The sequence below is a fragment of the Streptomyces sp. NPDC093261 genome, assembly GCF_044753645.1.
GTDB lineage: Bacteria > Actinomycetota > Actinomycetes > Streptomycetales > Streptomycetaceae > Streptomyces.
The window spans coordinates 44,128-60,379 of record NZ_JBIVNO010000022.1 but is presented as its reverse complement, the minus strand read 5'-3'; the positions used below and the strand labels follow the sequence as shown (position 1 = coordinate 60,379).

The following is a 16,252-nucleotide window of genomic DNA, read 5'->3' as shown; positions in this document are numbered from 1 at the left end:
TCCCACTCCCCCGGCGCGCTCTCGTCGGCGTACGGCTCGCAGGGCTCGTCCGGGGCGGGGAGGGGCGGCGGCGCCTCAGCGGACACCGGCCGGCTCCCTCCGTACGGCGCTGCCGCGCCTGCGGGCCGCGCGCTGGGCGATCGGCCCGTACGCCCCGCCCACCATCACCAGCACCGCGCCCGCCACGATCACGCCGAGGATCGGCCGCAGCGGTCCCGGCGAGGAGATCGGGCCCAGTACCTGGAAGCCCGTCGGGCGGGCCAGCATGCCGTTCATCGGCCACACCACGGCGTCCACCCGGGCGTCCACGGCGCCGCGCGCCACGGTGCCGCTGAAGGCCTCCGTCAGATGGGCCGTGGAGTCCAGTGAGCCGCTGCGCTCGTCGCCGAGCAGGAACAGCCGGTCCTTGGGGACCGTGATGGTGGGGATCTGCTTGAGTTCGGCCACCTGGCCGGGGGGCAGGTATGTCTCGTCGATCTTCTTGCCGTCGACGGTGAGCTTGCCGTCGGTGCAGCAGGCGACGGTGTCGCCGCCGATGGCCACGACCCGCTTGACGATGGGCATGTTGCCCCAGGTCTTCTGCCGGAAGACGACGACGTCGCCGCGCTCGATGTGCGCGCCGTCCACGCGCTGGGCGAGGACCCGGTCACCGGCGGCGATGGTGGGCGACATGGAGTCGGTCGGCACGGTGTAGGGCTTGTAGACGATCGCGCCCCAGGCGAACCCGCCGACGAAGAGCACACAGCCGAGGGCCACGGCCAGCCCCGACAGCATGCTGCCGAGCCGTCCGCGGCCCTCTTTCGTACGACCAGTCCCGCTCATCCCAGTGCTCCCCAGGTCGGAGAATCGACCCTCGCGGCCACCCGGGGCCGCGGAAGATCGGCGATCTGGGACGGCACCCTACCCGGCGGTACCGCCGCCGGGAACCCGAGGGTTTCCGGCGGTAAGCCGCGCGGTGAGGCGGCGCCGGCGCCACAGGACCAGCGGGAGCGCGCCCGTCAGTCCGAGGGCCGCGGGAGCCGTCACGCCGAGGCCCTGGTCGAAGGTGTCCGGGATCGGCAGCGTGTTCCAGCGGGTGGGCGGCCAGGCGACCACGATCGCGCGGCCCACGACGTTCCCCACCGGCACGAAGCCCTGGTACTTGTCCTGCTGGTGGTAGCGGGAGTCCAGCGAGTTCTGGCGGTGGTCGCCCATGACCCAGATTTTGCCCGGGGGCACGGTGACCTTGAACTGCCCGCCCTGGTCGTCGACGCTGCACGGGGTGTTGCCCGGGTACACATAGGGCTCGTTGAGCGCCTTGCCGTTGACCAGCAGGGGGCCGGTGTTCCGGCACTCGATGGTGTCGCCGGCGACGCCGATCACCCGCTTGATGAGGTCCTTCTCCTCCGCGGACGGCATCAGGCCGATCCAGCTCAGGGCCGTCTGGAGGGCGTTCGGGGTCGAGGTGGGCTCGCCCGCCAGCCAGTTGTCCGGGTCGTGGAAGACGACGACCTCGCCGCGCGAGGGCTGGGAGCCGAACCACGGGGTCAGCTTGTCCACGAGAACGCGGTCGCCCTGCTGGAGGGTGTTCTGCATCGAGTCCGAGGGAATCGAGAACGCCTGCACCAGGAACGTCTTGATCAGCAGCGCGAGGACCAGCGCGATGCCGATGAGGAGCGGCAGTTCCTTCCAGAAGGAGCGCTGTTTCGGCGCCCGGGGACTCTGGCCGCCGCTGCCGTGTCCCCCGCCGCCGCTCGACGAGGGGTCACTGCCGGAGCCGGGGGGGTCGTCCGCGGCCGGGACAGCCGAGTCGTCGGGGCGCTGCGGCCTCTCTTCGGGACCCTCGTGTCCGGACCGTGCGCCGACCGCCAAATCCCCCACATCCACTCCTCACTCCGTACCGCCGCCGGCGCCTCAGTCGGCGCAGGCCCACCACTCCCATAACGAGCGGGAGTTCCGCAGGGCTCGGGAGGGGGATCAATCCGTATCGATCCGCGGAGGCCACCCTATGCGACGGACCGAGTGCCGTGGTCGACCCGCTCGGCACGGACGCGTAAGTGTCTGGCTCCCTCAGACGCGTCCAGTGCCCGACGGGCCAGGCGATGACCATGGCGCGGCCGACGACGGACTTCTCTGAAACGGTACCGCTGTACGCCTCTGTGCGGTGATAGCGCGAGTCGGCCGAGTTGGCCCGGTGATCTCCCATGACCCATAGCCGGCCCGGGGGCACGGTCACCGAGAAGGAGAAGTCCGAAGGTTTGTTTCCCGGGTGAATGTACGGCTCGTTCAGGGGCATGCCGTTGACCGTGACGCGGCCCTGGGTGTCACAGCACTTGACGGTGTCTCCGCCGACGGCGACGACCCGCTTGATGAGGTCCTTGTCGTTGTCGGAGGGCAGCAGACCGATCCAGGTGAGCCCTTCCTTGATCTGCTTGACGACGACGGGGTCGTTCTTCTTGGTCGTCTTCTCGCCCGCGAGCCAGTCGCCGGGGTCCTGGAAGACGACGACGTCGCCGCGCTGCGGCTTGGAGCCGAACCACGGGGTCAGCTTGTCCACGAGGACGCGGTCGCCGACCTGGATCGTGTTCTCCATGGAACCGGAGGGGATCACGAAGGCCTGCACCAGGAAGGTCTTCAGGACCAGCGCTATGAGGACGGCGACGCCGACGAGGAGCGGTATCTCCTTGACCGCGGAACGCCTGCGCTTGCGCTTGACCTTGCGCTGCAGCTTGCGCCGCTCGGCGCGGCTGCGCCCGGTGGGCGCGCCGGCGGCGGCGCGCCGTGCGCCGGTGGGCAGGAGGTTCTGCGTGGCGGTGTCGGACGGCAGGCTGCGCGGTTTGCCGCGGTTACCCATGGGCACCGCCCGCCGCCTGGGGCGCGTGTGCCGCGGCGGCGGGCACGCGTGCGTAAGCGCCGGGGCGGGGCAGGCGCCGGAAGTCCGCGGAGGGCCAGAGCACCCAGTCGGCCCTGCCGATCACGGCGCCGAGCGGGATCATGCCGCCGCCGGGCGAGCCCAGGTGGTCGCGGGAGTCGCTGGAGTCGCCGCGGTGGTCGCCGAGCACGAAGAGCGTGCCGGCGGGGACGACGACGTCGAAGGGGACGTCGGAGGGGCTGTTCCCCGGGTACAGAAACGACGACTCGTCGACCGGCCGGCCGTTCACCTCGAGCCTCCCCTCCCTGTTGCAGCAGACCACATGGTCTCCCCCCACACCGACTACCCGCTTTATGTAGTCAGCGCTCCCGAAGTACCCGGTGCCGTCGAACACGACGACGTCTCCCCGCTGCGGTTTCGATCCAAAACGGTACGCCAACTTACTTACGAGCACGCGGTCCCCAACCCTCAATCCGGGTTCCATCGAACCGCTGGGGATGTCAAAGGGCTGTATGACCCAGGTGCCGAGGGCGAGCAGGAACAGCAGACAGACCAGGACGGTCAGGGTGATCCGCCCGCCGGGCAGCCGGCCGGCGATCCGGGACACCAACGCGAAGCGCGACCGTTCCTCCGCACCCGGTGTGTCCGAGGTCTCCTCGGAGTCGGCGGGGTGGGAGGAGCGGTCGCGCTCCGTGCGCTGTGCTGCGGTGTCCATCGGGGCCAGATGCTATCCGGCCCCGCTGTGGACTCCGGGAGGCGCTCAGTTCTCGCGCTTCTCCTTGATCTTCGCGGCCTTGCCGCGCAGCTCGCGCAGGTAGTACAGCTTGGCGCGGCGCACGTCACCCTTGGTGACCAGCTCGATCTTCTCCACGATCGGGGTGTGCACCGGGAAGGTGCGCTCGACGCCGACGGAGAAGGAGACCTTGCGGACCGTGAAGGTCTCGCGCACGCCGGAGCCCTGGCGGCGGATCACGACGCCCTTGAACTGCTGCACACGGGAGCGGTTGCCCTCGATGACCCGGACGTGCACGTTGACGGTGTCACCGGGGCGGAAGGCCGGGAGGTCGCTGCGCAGCGACGCGGCGTCGACGGAGTCGAGCAGGTGAGACATTTCGTCTGCTTTCTTCGCCCATGCCACAGGTCATCGGCGGGAAGTAGTTTTTCGGTAAAAGTCGCCGTCCGGGTCGGGGCGGGCGTCTGTCCCCCTGTGGCAGGGACGCGCGCGGGACCGCGGACAACAGCCGCCTATTCTTCCACGGCCTCGGTCCTGCGCCAAAATCGGCCGTGCGGCGCACCCTGCGGGTCGGGTGCCCAGCCCAGGATGGAGAGCATCTCGCGGTCCTTCTTGTCGAAGGCGGAGGGCTCGCACTGCTCGATCAGATCGGGCCGGTGGGCCGTCGTACGCCGCAGGGCCTCGTCCCGGCGCCAGCGGGCGATCCTGCCGTGGTGGCCGCTGAGCAGCACATCCGGGATGTCGCGCCCGCGCCAGACGGGCGGCTTGGTGTAGACGGGTCCCTCCAGGAGGTTCGCCATCGCGCCGGGCGCGAAGGAGTCGTCCCGGTGGGACTCGGCGTTCCCGAGGACGCCGGGCAGCAGCCGGGCCACCGCTTCCGTGATGACGAGGACGGCCGCCTCGCCGCCGGCGAGGACGTAGTCGCCGATGGACACCTCGTACACGGGTATCCGGGCGGCGTACTCGTCGATGACACGGCGGTCGATGCCCTCGTAGCGGGCGGGGGTGAAGATCAGCCAGGGGCGCTCGGAGAGTTCGACGGCGAGCTTCTGGGTGAAGGGGCGGCCGCTGGGCGTGGGGACGATCAGCGCCGGGGCGTGGGAGCCGGACTCGTAGCCGTCGGCGAGGACGCAGTCCAGTGCGTCGCCCCAGGGGTCGGTCTTCATGACCATGCCGGGGCCGCCGCCGTAGGGGGTGTCGTCGACGGTGTGGTGCCGGTCGTATGTCCAGGACCGCAGGTCGTGCAGACGCACGTCGAGCTGTCCACGCGCGCGTGCCTTGCCCACGAGGGAGACGTTCAGCGGCTCCAGGTACTCCGGGAAGATCGTGATGACGTCGAGCCGCATCACGCCTCGTCTCGCGGGGACGCGATCTCGGCCCGGTCGTCGATCAGCCCCGGTGGCGGGTCGATGACCGCCCGCTGCTCCTTGAGGTCGATCTCGGTGACGATGTCCCCGACGAACGGGATCATCACCTCGGTGCCGTCCGCACGCTCCACCACCAGCAGGTCCTGCGAGGGCAGGTGCGAGACCTCGGTGACACGGCCCACCGCCATGCCGTCCACGGTGACGACGTCGAGGTCGATGAGCTGGTGGTCGTAGTACTCGTCCTCGCCCTCGGGGAGCTCGTCCGGGTCGATCTCGGCGATCAGGAGAGTGTTGCGGAGGGCCTCGGCCGCGTTGCGGTCGCTCACGCCCTCGAACCGCAGGAGCAGCCTGCCGCTGTGCACGCGGCCGGTTGCGATGGTGAGCGGCCCCGCGGTGGCGGGATCGGTGGCGAGCACGGCGCCGGGGGCGAGCCGCAGCTCCGGCTCGTCGGTACGTACCTCCACGGTGACCTCGCCCTTGATGCCGTGGGCGCGGCCGATCCGTGCGACTACGAGCTGCACTTGTGAAGATCTCCTGTCGTAACGACCGCGGGCCGGGGACGGCCAGTGGCCCTCCCCGGCCCGCGCCGGTGCTGCGTTGCGTTCAGCGGACGTGGTCCACGTCGACGAGGTCGACGCGGACACCGCGGCCGCCGATGGCGCCCACGACGGTGCGCAGGGCGCGTGCGGTGCGGCCGTTGCGGCCGATCACCTTGCCGAGGTCGTCCGGGTGGACCCGGACCTCGAGCACCCGCCCGCGGCGCAGGTTGCGCGAGGCCACCTGCACATCGTCAGGGTGGTCGACGATGCCCTTCACGAGGTGCTCGAGAGCCTCCTCGAGCATGCTCAGGCCTCGGTCGACTCGGCCGGAGCAGACTCGGCCGCGGCCTCGTCCTTCTTCTCAGCCTTCTTCTTCTGGGTGATCGCCTCACCCTTGCCCTCGTCCTCGCCGGCGAGGACCTCGAACGACGGACGGGCGGCCTTGGGCTCGGCCACCAGCAGCGGCGCCGGGGCGGGCTCGCCCTTGAACTTCTGCCAGTCGCCGGTCTTCTTCAGGATGGCGAGCACGGGCTCGGTCGGCTGGGCGCCGACACCGAGCCAGTACGCCACACGCTCGGCGTCGACCTCGATGACCGACGGGTTGTACGTCGGGTGGTACTTGCCGATCTCCTCGATGGCCCGGCCGTCACGGCGGGTACGGGAGTCGGCGACGACGATGCGGTAGTGAGGCGAACGGATCTTGCCCAGACGCTTCAGCTTGATCTTGACTGCCACGGGAGTGGGTTCTCCTGGATTTGACGTGGTTGGGCACAACGAGATGCCGCGTGGGGTTGCGGTACCCGAGTGGCCCGATGGACGCGTCAGCCGGAGGAGAGAGGGGTCCTGTGCGGCTGTCGAGTACAGCTAGCCATTGTGCCACACCTCGCGGGGCGCCCTGAGCCGAGGGGCCGCCGGCGCGTGTGCGGGCATGCCGAAGGCGCACCCGGCGCCGGGTCCCCCGGGCGTGGGTCACGCCGCCCGGCGCTCACTGGGTGCCGTCGTCACCGCGGACGGAGCCGAGCACGGCTGCCACGAGCAGCCGTCCGTTCAGCTCGCCGCCGCCACCGGCTCGGGGATGCGGAACGGCTTGCCGCAGCCGCCGCACACGATCGGGGCCTGGGCCAGCACCGACGGGACGACACGGACATTGCGGCCGCAGTCGCAGACCGCCTTGACCCGGACGCCGCCGCCGGAGGAACCGTGCCGTGCGGCCGGGCCCCGGAAGGTTCGGGCGGTGTCCGCGGCCGTCGCCGCCGAGTGTGCCTTCAGCGCGCGCTGGAGCCGCTCCATGGTGGGGCGGTAGCGCCGCTTCGCCTCGGGGCTGAGCGTGACCAACGAGAAGCCGCTGCTCGGGTGCGGCTCCTCGGGGTGGTCCAGGCCCAGCTCCTCGGCGATGGCGAGGAATCTGCGGTTGTGGTAGCGGCCGGCCCGGGAGGTGTCGCGCACTCCGCGGGCGGCGGCGATGCCGTGGACTGCTTCATGGAGCAGTCGCTCGAATGAGAGTTCGTGTCCGCAGGCGGACGACGACTCTCCGATCAGGGACTCCGGCGCGGCGAGATCCGGCAGTTCAGGGTGGTGCCGTTGAATGTCGGCCCACGCCTGTGCCAGCTCTGCGGCGAGAACAGGTGGTGTCGTGCTCACGTAATGACAACGAGCCTGGGGGCTCCCGTGTTCCTATTCCGGGGCATCCCAAATAATTTGCACGTACCCGTCAGTTGCGACTGATGCGTCCGGACGAGGGCGGGTGCGCTGTTCTGCCCAGAAGCCTCACAGCTCCTACCAAGCCGGTGCGTAGTGACGCGTACGGCCCGGCGCGTAGACGAAGTCCGCGCGCCGGGGCGCCTGTGCCCTGCGGATGCGCAAGAGGCGTTTCGGTCGCTTTCCCCGTTACCTCAATAAGCGCGCGCGACGACCGCGACGTTACCCGGTGCGTCGTCGGCCTCGGGAACCGACCCGTCCTCCGCGACCAGACACCGTACGGTCACCGCGTACTCCGCGAGCTTCTTCTCGCCCTCCTCGCCGAGCACCGCCCACGGGATGCGCGCCCAGCCTCCGGCGCTCGCCGCCTCGACGGCCTCCTCGATCGTCGACACCTCCACCGTCCGGGACTCGCGGCGCTCACGGGACTGCGCCAGCAGCAGGGCCTGATCCTCGTCGAGGATCCCGGGGAGCACGCTCACCAGCTGGTCCATCGCCACGGGCTCCTTGCCGCCGGGGATGCGGCGGACCAGCATCGCCGTGCCGTTCTCCAGGTCGCGCGGGCCGATCTCGACGCGCACCGGCACGCCCTTGAGCTCCCAGTCGACGGCACGGCGGCCGAAGGGGGTGTCGGTGTGGTCGTCGACCCGGACGCGCAGACCGGCCGCCCTGAGCCGGTCGCCGATCTCACGAACCTTGGCCAGAACCGAGTCGTCGCCCTTGATGGCGAGCACGACGACCTGGACGTGCGCGAGGCGCGGCGGGACACGGAGTCCGTCGTCGTCGCCGTGCGCCATCACCAGGGCGCCGATCATGCGGGTCGTCGAGCCCCAGGAGGTCTGCCAGACCAGTTCCTGCCGGCCTTCCCGCGACAGATACCGCGTCTGGAAGGCCCTGGCGAAGTTCTGGCCGAGTTCATGGCTGGTGGCCATCTGGAGGGCCTTGCCGTCACCCATCATGCCTTCGAGGGTGAGGGTGTTGACGGCGCCCGCGAAGCGCTCCTTGACCGTCTTGCGGCCGGGGACGACGTCCATCGCGAGGACGTTGCGCATGAAGTCCTCGTAGACCCGCCGGTGGATGTGGGCGGCGAAGTCACGCGCCTCCTCGTAGGTGGCGTGCGCGGTGTGCCCCTCCTGCCACAGGAACTCGGAGGTGCGCAGGAACAGACGCGGCCGCAGCTCCCAACGCACCACGTTCGCCCACTGGTTGATCAGCAGCGGCAGATCCCGGTAGCTCTGGATCCACTTGGAGAAGTAGTCGTTGACGATGGTCTCGGAGGTGGGACGGACGACCGCCGGCTCCTCCAGCCGCTTGCCGCCGCCGTGGGTGACCACGGCGAGTTCGGGCGCGAAGCCCTCGACGTGGTCGGCCTCCCTGGTGAGGTACGACTCGGGGATCAGCAGCGGGAAGTACGCGTTCTGGGTGCCCGTCTCCTTGATGCGGGCGTCCATCTCCGCCTGCATCCGCTCCCACAGTCCGTACCCGTACGGTCGGATGACCATGGTGCCGCGCACCGGCCCGTTGTCGGCCAGTTCGGCCTTGCCGATCAGGTCCTGGTACCAGCGCGGGAAGTCGTCCGCCCGGGGTGTGAGAACGGGTGTTTTCGCCATGGCGCGATGGTACGGGGGTACCCGGCCGCCTCGTGAACGATTTGTCACCGGGGGTAGCCCGGGGCGCACGGACGGCTCACAAGGAGTGCGACACACCCCCTGGACGCCACGACGGGCGCGGAGTTACCTGGCATACGGGGGCGGGCCAGTGCGCGCGCACGTCACGGGGGGCCAGGGAACCGGACAGAGCGATGACCGACGGCGATTGGGGCGCTTTCGATGACACCTACGCTCGCGGAGCAGCACCTCCCCCACGCGGGGGCGGCTCCCCGCGTGGACCGGCGTGCACGCGCGCGTGACTGGGCCGAGATACAGGAGCGCATGCTCGTCCCGCTCTACGAGGCCGTCTACGACCGGCTCGAAGTGGGCCGCGGGACACGGCTGCTCGCGCTCGGGTGCGGCAGCGGCCTCGCCCTGCTGCTGGCCGCCTCCCGGGGCGCCGAGGTCACCGGTGTCGACTCCGGCGCGGACGAACGGCTGGCGCTCGCGCATGAGCGGCTGCGCCCCCCGAGACGAGGCCCACGCGCGCGTACCGCAGCCCGGATCGTCGACGGCTGCCCACGGGATGCGGCACCCGCGCCCGGAGACCCGGCGTACACCCTGCTGACCGCGTTCGGGCCGGCCGGGCACACGGCCGGCGCCCCCGGGAGCCTCGGGGAAGAGCTCGCGGCGGTGACACCGCTCGCCCGGCACGAGGCGCCCGTGGTGCTCGCCGGCTGGGGTCCGCCGGAACGGTGCAGCACCGCGTCGGTGCTGCGCGTCGCGGCCAAACTGGCCGATCCCGGAGCGGATGCGGGCCGTCCGCGTCCCGCCGGGCGCGACGACCTGGAGGAGACCGCGCGGCGCGCGGGCCTACGGCCGGACGGATCGGGGCGGGTCGCCTGCCCCTTCGGGTACGCCGACATGGACAGCGCGGTGCGGGGGATGTTCTCGACGGGGCTCTTCGACGCGGCGATCGAGGCGACGGACCCGGAGCAGGTCGGCAAGGAGCTGGCGGAGGCCCTCCATCCGCATCGGCGGGCGGACGGCACGGTGTGGATGCCGAACGTGTTCCGCTATCTGATCGCGCGCATTCCCTAGAGGACCGGGGTGGCGTGGGGCTTGGGGTTCCGACGATCGAGGGGCCCGAGGCCCGGGATCGCTCAGTCGTCCTTGCGCACCCGCAGCACCCCGGCGATCCGGTACGCCTCCGCCTCCTCCAGCGTCTCGTTGACCAGCAGCGCCTCGGCCAGCGCGTCCAACTGGCCCCTGTGGCCCTGGAGTTTGCGGCACGCCTCCTCGTAGCACTCGTCCACGATGCGCCGCATCTCGATCTCGATCACGTCCAGCGTCTGCGGCGCGGCCGCCAGGCCGTACGCCTGCTGCGCGTCGGTCGGCAGCGCCGACAGACGGCCCACCCGCTCGCTCATGCCCCAGCGGGCGACCATGCCGCGGGCGATGTTGGTGACCTGTTCGAGATCGCTCTCGGAGCCCGTGGTGATCACCTCGTAGACCACCTGCTCCGCCGCCATGCCGCCGAGGGCGCCGATGATGCGGCCGCGCAGGTACTCCTCGGTGTACGCGTACTTGTCGGACTCGGGGGTCGACAGCGTGACCCCGAGCGCCCGGCCCCGCGGCACGATCGTGATCTTGCGTACCGGGTCGGCGCCCGGTTGCAGCATCCCCAGCAGGGCGTGTCCGCTCTCGTGGTACGCGGTCCTGCGGCGCTCCTCCTCCGGCATCACCAGCGACCGTTCGGCACCCAGCTGCACCTTCTCCAGCGCCTGTGAGAAGTCCGTCTGGGTCACGCGGTTCTGCTTCCGCTTGACCGCCAGCAGGGCCGCCTCGTTGGCGAGGTTGGCCAGCTCGGCACCGGTCATGCCCGGGGTCGTACGGGCCACCTGGGCCAGGTCCACGTCCGGGGCGAGCGGAATGTCCCGGGTGTGGATCCTCAGGATCGCCTCGCGCCCGGCGCGGTCCGGCGGGGAGACGTGGACCACGCGGTCGAAGCGGCCGGGCCGGGTCAGCGCCGGATCCAGGATGTCGGCACGGTTCGTCGCCGCGATGACGATGACGCCCTCGGAACCGGTGAAGCCGTCCATCTCGGTGAGGATCTGGTTGAGGGTCTGCTCCCGCTCGTCGTGGCCGCTCACCGAGGCGCCGGCGCCACGGGCGCGCCCGATCGTGTCGATCTCGTCGATGAAGATGATCGACGGGGCCACCTTGCGGGCCTCGGCGAACAGCTCGCGCACCCGCGAGGCGCCGACGCCCACGATCATCTCGATGAACTCCGAGGCGGAGGCGGAGAAGAACGGCACATCCGCCTCGCCCGCCACCGCCCGGGCCAGCAGCGTCTTGCCGGTGCCCGGCGGGCCGGTGAGCAGCACCCCGCGCGGCGCCTTCGCGCCCATCCTGCGGTAGGCGTCGGGGTGTTCCAGGAAGTCGACGACGTCGTCCAGCTCGCCCTTGACCTCGTCGATTCCGGCCACGTCGGCGAACGTCGTGCGCCGGATGCCGGGCCGCAGCTCCACCGGTCTGGGCGGCGCCTTGCGGCCGAACATGCCGCCCGGGCCGGTGAGGCCCGCCCCGATCCGCCGGGCGAAGAAGACCCACAGGGCCACCAGGATCACCAGCGGCGCGAGCGAGAGCAGCAGATTCGACAGGAAGCTGCGCTCCTGGACCACCGGCTGGGCGGTCACCGTCACCTGGTGCCTGTTGAGGTTCTGCCAGAGCCTGTCGTCCGCGAAGGCGGGGCGCTGGGTCTTGAACTTGGTGTACTTGCCGCCGCCGTGGGGCTTGGCCTGGGGGTGCTTGAGCTGCCCCTGGATGGCATCGCCCTTGGAGTAGATCGTCTTGACGTTGCCGTCGTTGACCTGCCGGCTGAACTCCGTGTACGAGATCGTCGGCTCGTTGCCCTGGCTGTAGTAGGACACCGCGCCATAGGCGACGAGGAAGACGACCACCGCGGCGACGACCAGGCCCCACCAGCCGCCGCGCATCTTCCTGCCCCCCGGCCGCCTGGGCGGCTCCTCCGGCGTGCCCTCGGTGCGCCACGGTTTCTCCGGGGTCTGGCGTGGTGGCGCGGCATTGCTCATATATCGGACGGTACGGCAACCGGGTGACCCCGGCACGCGCTGAGGGCGCCCCCGGAAGGGGGCGCCCTCGGTGTCGTGGCCTACGAACCGTCGCGCGGTACGGCCGGTGGGCCGCGGTCCGGTGGGGGCCGGCCGCGGTGTCGGAGGTGCCGGTGCAGGTCACGGCTGGAGGAACCCGGCCCGGGTCAGCACGTTGCGGCCCTAGTCGGACCGCACCAGGGCGATGAACGCCTTGGCCGCCTCGGCGTTCCGGTGTGTCCGGGTCAGCCCATGAACTTCTTGAACTCGTCCGGCAGCTCGAAGTCCTGACCGGCCTGCTGCGGCAGGCCGAGGGCGCCGGCGCCCTGGGCCGCGGCGGCGCGGCGCGCCGCCTCCTCCTGCTCCTGCTGCTTGCGCTTCATCGGGTTGCCGGAGCGCTGCTTGCCCTTGGCCTTCTTCGGCTGCTTCTTCGTCCGGCCGGGGCCGCCGCCCATCCCGGGGAGGCCGGGCATACCGGGCATGCCGCCGCCCTGGGCCATGCGGGACATCATCTTGCGGGCCTCGAAGAACCGTTCGACCAGGTTCTTGACCGCGCTGACCTCGACACCGGAACCCTTGGCGATACGGGCGCGGCGGGAGCCGTTGATGATCGTCGGGTCCTGGCGCTCGCCCGGGGTCATCGACTTGATGATCGCGGCCGTGCGGTCCACGTCCCGCTCGTCGAGGTTGTTGATCTGGTCCTTGATCTGGCCCATGCCCGGAAGCATGCCGAGGAGCTTGGAGATCGACCCCATCTTCCTGACCTGTTCCATCTGGGACAGGAAGTCGTCCAGGGTGAAGTCCTGGCCCTTCTTGGACGCCAGCTTGGAGGCCATTTTCTCGGCCTCTTCCTGGCTGAACGTCTTCTCCGCCTGCTCGATCAGGGTGAGCAGGTCACCCATGTCCAGGATGCGGGAGGCCATCCGGTCCGGGTGGAAGGCGTCGAAGTCGTCGAGCTTCTCGCCGTTCGACGCGAACATGATCGGCTTGCCGGTGATCTGGCGGATCGACAGGGCCGCACCACCACGGGCGTCACCGTCGAGCTTGGAGAGCACCACGCCGTCGAAGCCGACGCCGTCGCGGAAGGCCTCCGCCGTGTTGACGGCGTCCTGACCGATCATGGCGTCGACGACGAACAGGATCTCGTCCGGCGAGACCGCGTCCCGGATGTCGGCGGCCTGCCGCATCATCTCCTGGTCGATGCCGAGGCGGCCGGCGGTGTCCACGATCACGATGTCGTGGACCTTGGTCTTCGCGTGCTCGATGGAGTCCTTGGCGACCTTGACCGGGTCGCCGACGCCGTTGCCCGGCTCGGGCGCGAAGACGGCCACGCCCGCGCGCTCGGCGACCACGCTGAGCTGGTTCACGGCGTTGGGGCGCTGGAGGTCGGCGGCGACCAGCAGCGGGGAGTGGCCCTGCTCCTTGAGCCAGCGGCCGAGCTTGCCCGCGAGGGTGGTCTTACCGGCACCCTGCAGACCCGCGAGCATGATCACGGTCGGCGGCTGCTTGGCGAAGCGCAGGCGGCGGGTCTCACCGCCGAGGATGGTGACCAGCTCGTCGTTGACGATCTTGAGGACCTGCTGGGCCGGGTTCAGGGCCCTGGAGACCTCGGCGCCGAGGGCGCGCTCCTTCAGGTTCTTGATGAAGGTCCGGACGACCGGCAGGGCGACGTCGGCTTCCAGGAGCGCGATACGGATGTCGCGCGCGGTGGCGTCGATATCCGCCTCGCTCAGCCTGCCTTTTCCGCGGAGGCTCTTGAAAGTCGCGCTAAGGCGGTCGGAGAGGGTATCGAACACGGCGGCGTCGGTCCTCGGGGTCGGGGGCGTTTGGGACTGCCCTCCAGGGTATCGGGCCGCGCAAGCAATGCGTCCCCGCCCGCCGGACACGGCGCGCGGGGACCCATCCCTCGGTCAGGCCCGCAGCGTCTCCTCCAGCATCCGCGCCACCGAGACCGCCTCCTCCCCCGGCAGCGGGTCACCCGCCCCACCGGTCACATAGAAGGCGTCCACGGCGTTGGAACCCAGCGTCGACACATGCGCGCTGCGCACCCGCACGCCCGCCGTCTCCAGGGCGCGCCCGATGCGGAACAGCAGCCCCGGCACGTCCTGGGCGCGTACCTCGATCACCGTGGCGTGCCGGGAGGCGGCCGGGGCGACGGTCACGCGCGCCGGGGGCGCCACCACGCCCCGGCGGCGCGGGTAGGCCGCGTCCCGCTCGGCGAGGCGCGCCACGATGTCCAGGGAGCCCTCCAGGGCGCGTACGAGGTCGGCGCGCAGCCGGGCGGCCTGCGGCAGCGAGCCGTACTCCGCGGCGACCCGCCAGTCGAGCAGCAGGACCGAGCCGTCGTGGACGCCGTCGGGCAGCCGAAGGGCCTGGAACTCCGCCGTGCGGACGGTGAGGCGGTGCATGGCCAGAACGCCCGCGACCGCGGGCAGCACGCCGGGCTGGTCGGGTACGGCGACGAGCAGCTCCACGCCGAGGGGTTCCGGCTCGCCGTCCGCCTCCTCGGCGGGCGGCCCGGTCTGCGCGCGCAGCGCGAGCACGGGGCCGCCGGTGCGGCAGGCCTCGATGGCGAGCCGTTCCTGTTCGGCGGTGGGCGCGGCGGTCTCCTGGTCGTCGGGCTCGTCTCCGGCGAGCAGTGCCGAGACCCGTTTGACCAGGTCGGTCACCAGGGCGCCCCGCCAGGACGACCAGGCGGCGGGTCCGGTGGCCAGCGCGTCCGCCTCGGTCAGCGCGTGGAGCAGTTCGAGTGTGCCCGGTGAACCGACGGCCTCGGCCACCGCGCGCACGGTGGCCGGGTCCTCCAGGTCGCGCCGGGTCGCCGTCTCCACGAGCAGCAGATGGTGGCGCACCAGGGTGGCGAGGACGGCGATGTCGTCGCGGTCGAAGCCGATGCGGCCCGCCACGTCCCGGGCGATGATCTCGCCCGCGACGGAGTGGTCGCCGGGCCAGCCCTTGCCGATGTCGTGCAGCAGCGCGGCGACCAGGAGGAGGTCGGGCCGTCCGACGCGGCGAGTCAGTTCGGAGGCGCGTACGGCCGTCTCGATCAAGTGCCGGTCGACGGTCCACAGGTGTACGGCGTTGCGCTGGGGGCGGCAGCGCACGCGTTCCCAGTCGGGCAGCAGCCGGGTGATGAGGCCCTCGGCCTCCAGGGCCTCCCAGACCTCGATGGTCGGGCGGCCGGAGCCCAGCAGGGTCACGAGCTGTTCGCGGGCCTCGGCGGGCCAGGGCGTGGGCAGGGGGCGCACGGTGGTCGACATGCGCCGTACGGCGTGCAGGGAGAGCGGGAGGCCGGCCTGCGCGGCGGCAGCGGCGGCGCGCAACGGGAGCACGGGGTCGCGTTCGGGGCGCGCGGTCCGGGCGAGCACCACTTCGCCATCCTGTTCCACCACGCCCTCGGCCAGCGGGGACCGCTCGGCGACGGGCTTGCCGCTGCCCAGCATGGCGCGCAGCCGGGGCCGGGCGCCGCGCGAGCGCAGCACGCGCCCCACTTCGCGCCAGGTCACATCGCTGGCGTACGAGATCACGCGCGCCGCCTCGTACACCTGGCGCAGCAGGGTGTCGGCGTCCAGCAGGCCCAGCTCGGCGGCGACCTGGTCCTGCTCCTGGAGGGCGAGCCGGTCGGTGGCGCGCCCGGTGGCCAGATGCAGCGCGTCCCGGACGTCCAGGAGCCTGCGCCGGGCGTCCGCGAGCCCCTCCCGCGGGGCGTCGGCGAGCCAGGAGGCGGCCACCGCGCGCAGGGCCGTGGCGTCGCGCAGGCCGCCGCGCGCCTCCTTGAGGTCCGGTTCCAGCAGGTACTGCAGCTCGCCCTGGCGGGCGGCCCGCTCGGCGCACAGTTCCTGGAGTTCGGGGAGGCGTCTGGGCGCCTGGTTGCGCCAGTCCGCGAGGACGGCCGTCCTCAGGCCCGCGGTCAGCCCCGGGTCGCCCGCGAGGTGCCGGGCGTCGAGCAGGCCGAGCTGCACCTTGAGGTCCTCGGCCGCGGTCTTGCGGGCCTCCGCGGGGGTCCGGACGGAGTGGTCGAGGGCCAGGCCGAGGTCCCAGACGGGGTACCAGACACGGTCGGCCAGGGCGGCGACCGCCTTGCCGTCGCCGCCGTCGTGCAGCAGGAGCAGATCGAGGTCGCTGCGGGGGGACAGCTCACCGCGGCCGTAGCCGCCGACGGCGACCAGGGACACCCCGCTCGGCCCCTCGGCGCCGGCGGCGAACAGTTCGGCGAGCCAGCCGTCCGTCAGCTCGGCGAGGGCGGCACGGCGCGGCGGCCCGGACCGCGCCCCCTCGGTGAGGAGGCGCAGCCGGGCCGCCGCGTAGCCGCCGGGTCCCAAGCCCTCTGTTTCCGTCACGTCCGTACCCGTCACCCGGCGA

Annotated in this window: 15 protein-coding genes; 1 reads left to right on the top strand and 14 read right to left on the bottom strand. The window is 71.5% G+C overall.

Features of this window, described 5'->3' with window-relative positions; all coding sequences use genetic code 11:
• Positions 1-75: 75 nt before the first annotated feature.
• From lepB (ACIP94_RS32450) to proS, 11 genes are all read right to left on the bottom strand, one after another.
• Positions 76-822 carry a signal peptidase I gene (lepB, locus tag ACIP94_RS32450; protein WP_402433710.1) on the bottom strand — a complete coding sequence of 249 codons (747 nt, stop codon included), beginning with the start codon at positions 820-822 and terminating at the stop codon, positions 76-78.
• A 78-nt stretch (positions 823-900) separates the two neighbouring features.
• Positions 901-1,860, bottom strand: coding sequence for a signal peptidase I (gene lepB, locus ACIP94_RS32445; RefSeq protein ID WP_402433707.1), 960 nt, complete (start codon positions 1,858-1,860; stop codon positions 901-903).
• A complete protein-coding gene (gene lepB / locus ACIP94_RS32440) occupies positions 1,745-2,833 on the bottom strand; it encodes a signal peptidase I (RefSeq protein WP_402433704.1) in 1,089 nt (362 codons plus the stop codon). The genes lepB (ACIP94_RS32445) and lepB (ACIP94_RS32440) overlap by 116 nt, the downstream gene beginning before the upstream one ends.
• Positions 2,826-3,566: a signal peptidase I gene (lepB, locus tag ACIP94_RS32435; RefSeq protein WP_402433701.1), complete on the bottom strand. Its 741-nt coding sequence runs from the start codon at positions 3,564-3,566 to the stop codon at positions 2,826-2,828. Before lepB (ACIP94_RS32435) ends, lepB (ACIP94_RS32440) begins: the two co-directional genes overlap by 8 nt.
• 45 nt (positions 3,567-3,611) lie before the next feature.
• On the bottom strand, positions 3,612-3,962 hold the full coding sequence (gene rplS, locus ACIP94_RS32430) for a 50S ribosomal protein L19 (RefSeq protein WP_361659149.1): 351 nt from the start codon (positions 3,960-3,962) through the stop codon (positions 3,612-3,614).
• Between the two features lie 134 nt (positions 3,963-4,096).
• Positions 4,097-4,930 (bottom strand): tRNA (guanosine(37)-N1)-methyltransferase TrmD, encoded by an 834-nt coding sequence (trmD, locus tag ACIP94_RS32425; RefSeq protein WP_402433698.1) that lies wholly within the window; start codon positions 4,928-4,930, stop codon positions 4,097-4,099.
• Entirely contained in the window at positions 4,930-5,472 is a 543-nt protein-coding gene (gene rimM, locus ACIP94_RS32420) for a ribosome maturation factor RimM (protein ID WP_402433695.1), read from the bottom strand. The genes trmD and rimM overlap by 1 nt, the downstream gene beginning before the upstream one ends.
• Positions 5,473-5,554: 82 nt before the next feature.
• Complete coding sequence (locus ACIP94_RS32415) at positions 5,555-5,794, bottom strand: RNA-binding protein (RefSeq protein ID WP_055606155.1); 240 nt, start codon at positions 5,792-5,794, stop codon at positions 5,555-5,557.
• A gap of 2 nt (positions 5,795-5,796) precedes the next feature.
• Positions 5,797-6,225 carry a 30S ribosomal protein S16 gene (rpsP, locus tag ACIP94_RS32410; RefSeq protein WP_402433692.1) on the bottom strand — a complete coding sequence of 143 codons (429 nt, stop codon included), beginning with the start codon at positions 6,223-6,225 and terminating at the stop codon, positions 5,797-5,799.
• A 312-nt stretch (positions 6,226-6,537) separates the two neighbouring features.
• Positions 6,538-7,131: a hypothetical protein gene (locus tag ACIP94_RS32405; protein WP_402433690.1), complete on the bottom strand. Its 594-nt coding sequence runs from the start codon at positions 7,129-7,131 to the stop codon at positions 6,538-6,540.
• Positions 7,132-7,382: 251 nt separating this feature from the next.
• Positions 7,383-8,798, bottom strand: coding sequence for a proline--tRNA ligase (proS, locus tag ACIP94_RS32400; RefSeq protein ID WP_402433687.1), 1,416 nt, complete (start codon positions 8,796-8,798; stop codon positions 7,383-7,385).
• A 219-nt stretch (positions 8,799-9,017) separates the two neighbouring features.
• Here proS and ACIP94_RS32395 point away from each other — a divergent pair, with 219 nt between their 5' ends.
• On the top strand, positions 9,018-9,878 hold the full coding sequence (locus ACIP94_RS32395) for a class I SAM-dependent methyltransferase (protein WP_402433684.1): 861 nt from the start codon (positions 9,018-9,020) through the stop codon (positions 9,876-9,878).
• A 62-nt stretch (positions 9,879-9,940) separates the two neighbouring features.
• Here the strand turns inward: ACIP94_RS32395 and ftsH are convergent, their stop codons facing one another.
• The 3 genes from ftsH to ACIP94_RS32380 form a co-directional block, all read right to left on the bottom strand.
• Positions 9,941-11,872 (bottom strand): ATP-dependent zinc metalloprotease FtsH, encoded by a 1,932-nt coding sequence (gene ftsH / locus ACIP94_RS32390; protein ID WP_402433681.1) that lies wholly within the window; start codon positions 11,870-11,872, stop codon positions 9,941-9,943.
• 263 nt (positions 11,873-12,135) lie between these two features.
• Positions 12,136-13,686, bottom strand: a complete 1,551-nt coding sequence (ffh, locus tag ACIP94_RS32385) for a signal recognition particle protein (protein ID WP_402433678.1) — start codon at positions 13,684-13,686, stop codon at positions 12,136-12,138.
• Between the two features lie 114 nt (positions 13,687-13,800).
• Positions 13,801-16,245, bottom strand: coding sequence for a [protein-PII] uridylyltransferase (locus tag ACIP94_RS32380; protein ID WP_402433675.1), 2,445 nt, complete (start codon positions 16,243-16,245; stop codon positions 13,801-13,803).
• Positions 16,246-16,252 lie beyond the last annotated feature (7 nt).

What these genes read in the sequence shown, in the direction of transcription:
- lepB (WP_402433710.1), bottom strand. Translation starts at nt 822, where the DNA reads ATGAGCGGGACTGGTCGTACGAAAGAGGGCCGCGGACGGCTCGGCAGC.
- lepB (WP_402433704.1), bottom strand. Translation starts at nt 2,833, where the DNA reads ATGGGTAACCGCGGCAAACCGCGCAGCCTGCCGTCCGACACCGCCACG.
- lepB (WP_402433701.1), bottom strand. Translation starts at nt 3,566, where the DNA reads ATGGACACCGCAGCACAGCGCACGGAGCGCGACCGCTCCTCCCACCCC.
- rplS (WP_361659149.1), bottom strand. Translation starts at nt 3,962, where the DNA reads ATGTCTCACCTGCTCGACTCCGTCGACGCCGCGTCGCTGCGCAGCGAC.
- trmD (WP_402433698.1), bottom strand. Translation starts at nt 4,930, where the DNA reads ATGCGGCTCGACGTCATCACGATCTTCCCGGAGTACCTGGAGCCGCTG.
- ACIP94_RS32415 (WP_055606155.1), bottom strand. Translation starts at nt 5,794, where the DNA reads ATGCTCGAGGAGGCTCTCGAGCACCTCGTGAAGGGCATCGTCGACCAC.
- proS (WP_402433687.1), bottom strand. Translation starts at nt 8,798, where the DNA reads ATGGCGAAAACACCCGTTCTCACACCCCGGGCGGACGACTTCCCGCGC.
- ACIP94_RS32395 (WP_402433684.1), top strand. Translation starts at nt 9,018, where the DNA reads ATGACACCTACGCTCGCGGAGCAGCACCTCCCCCACGCGGGGGCGGCT.
- ftsH (WP_402433681.1), bottom strand. Translation starts at nt 11,872, where the DNA reads ATGAGCAATGCCGCGCCACCACGCCAGACCCCGGAGAAACCGTGGCGC.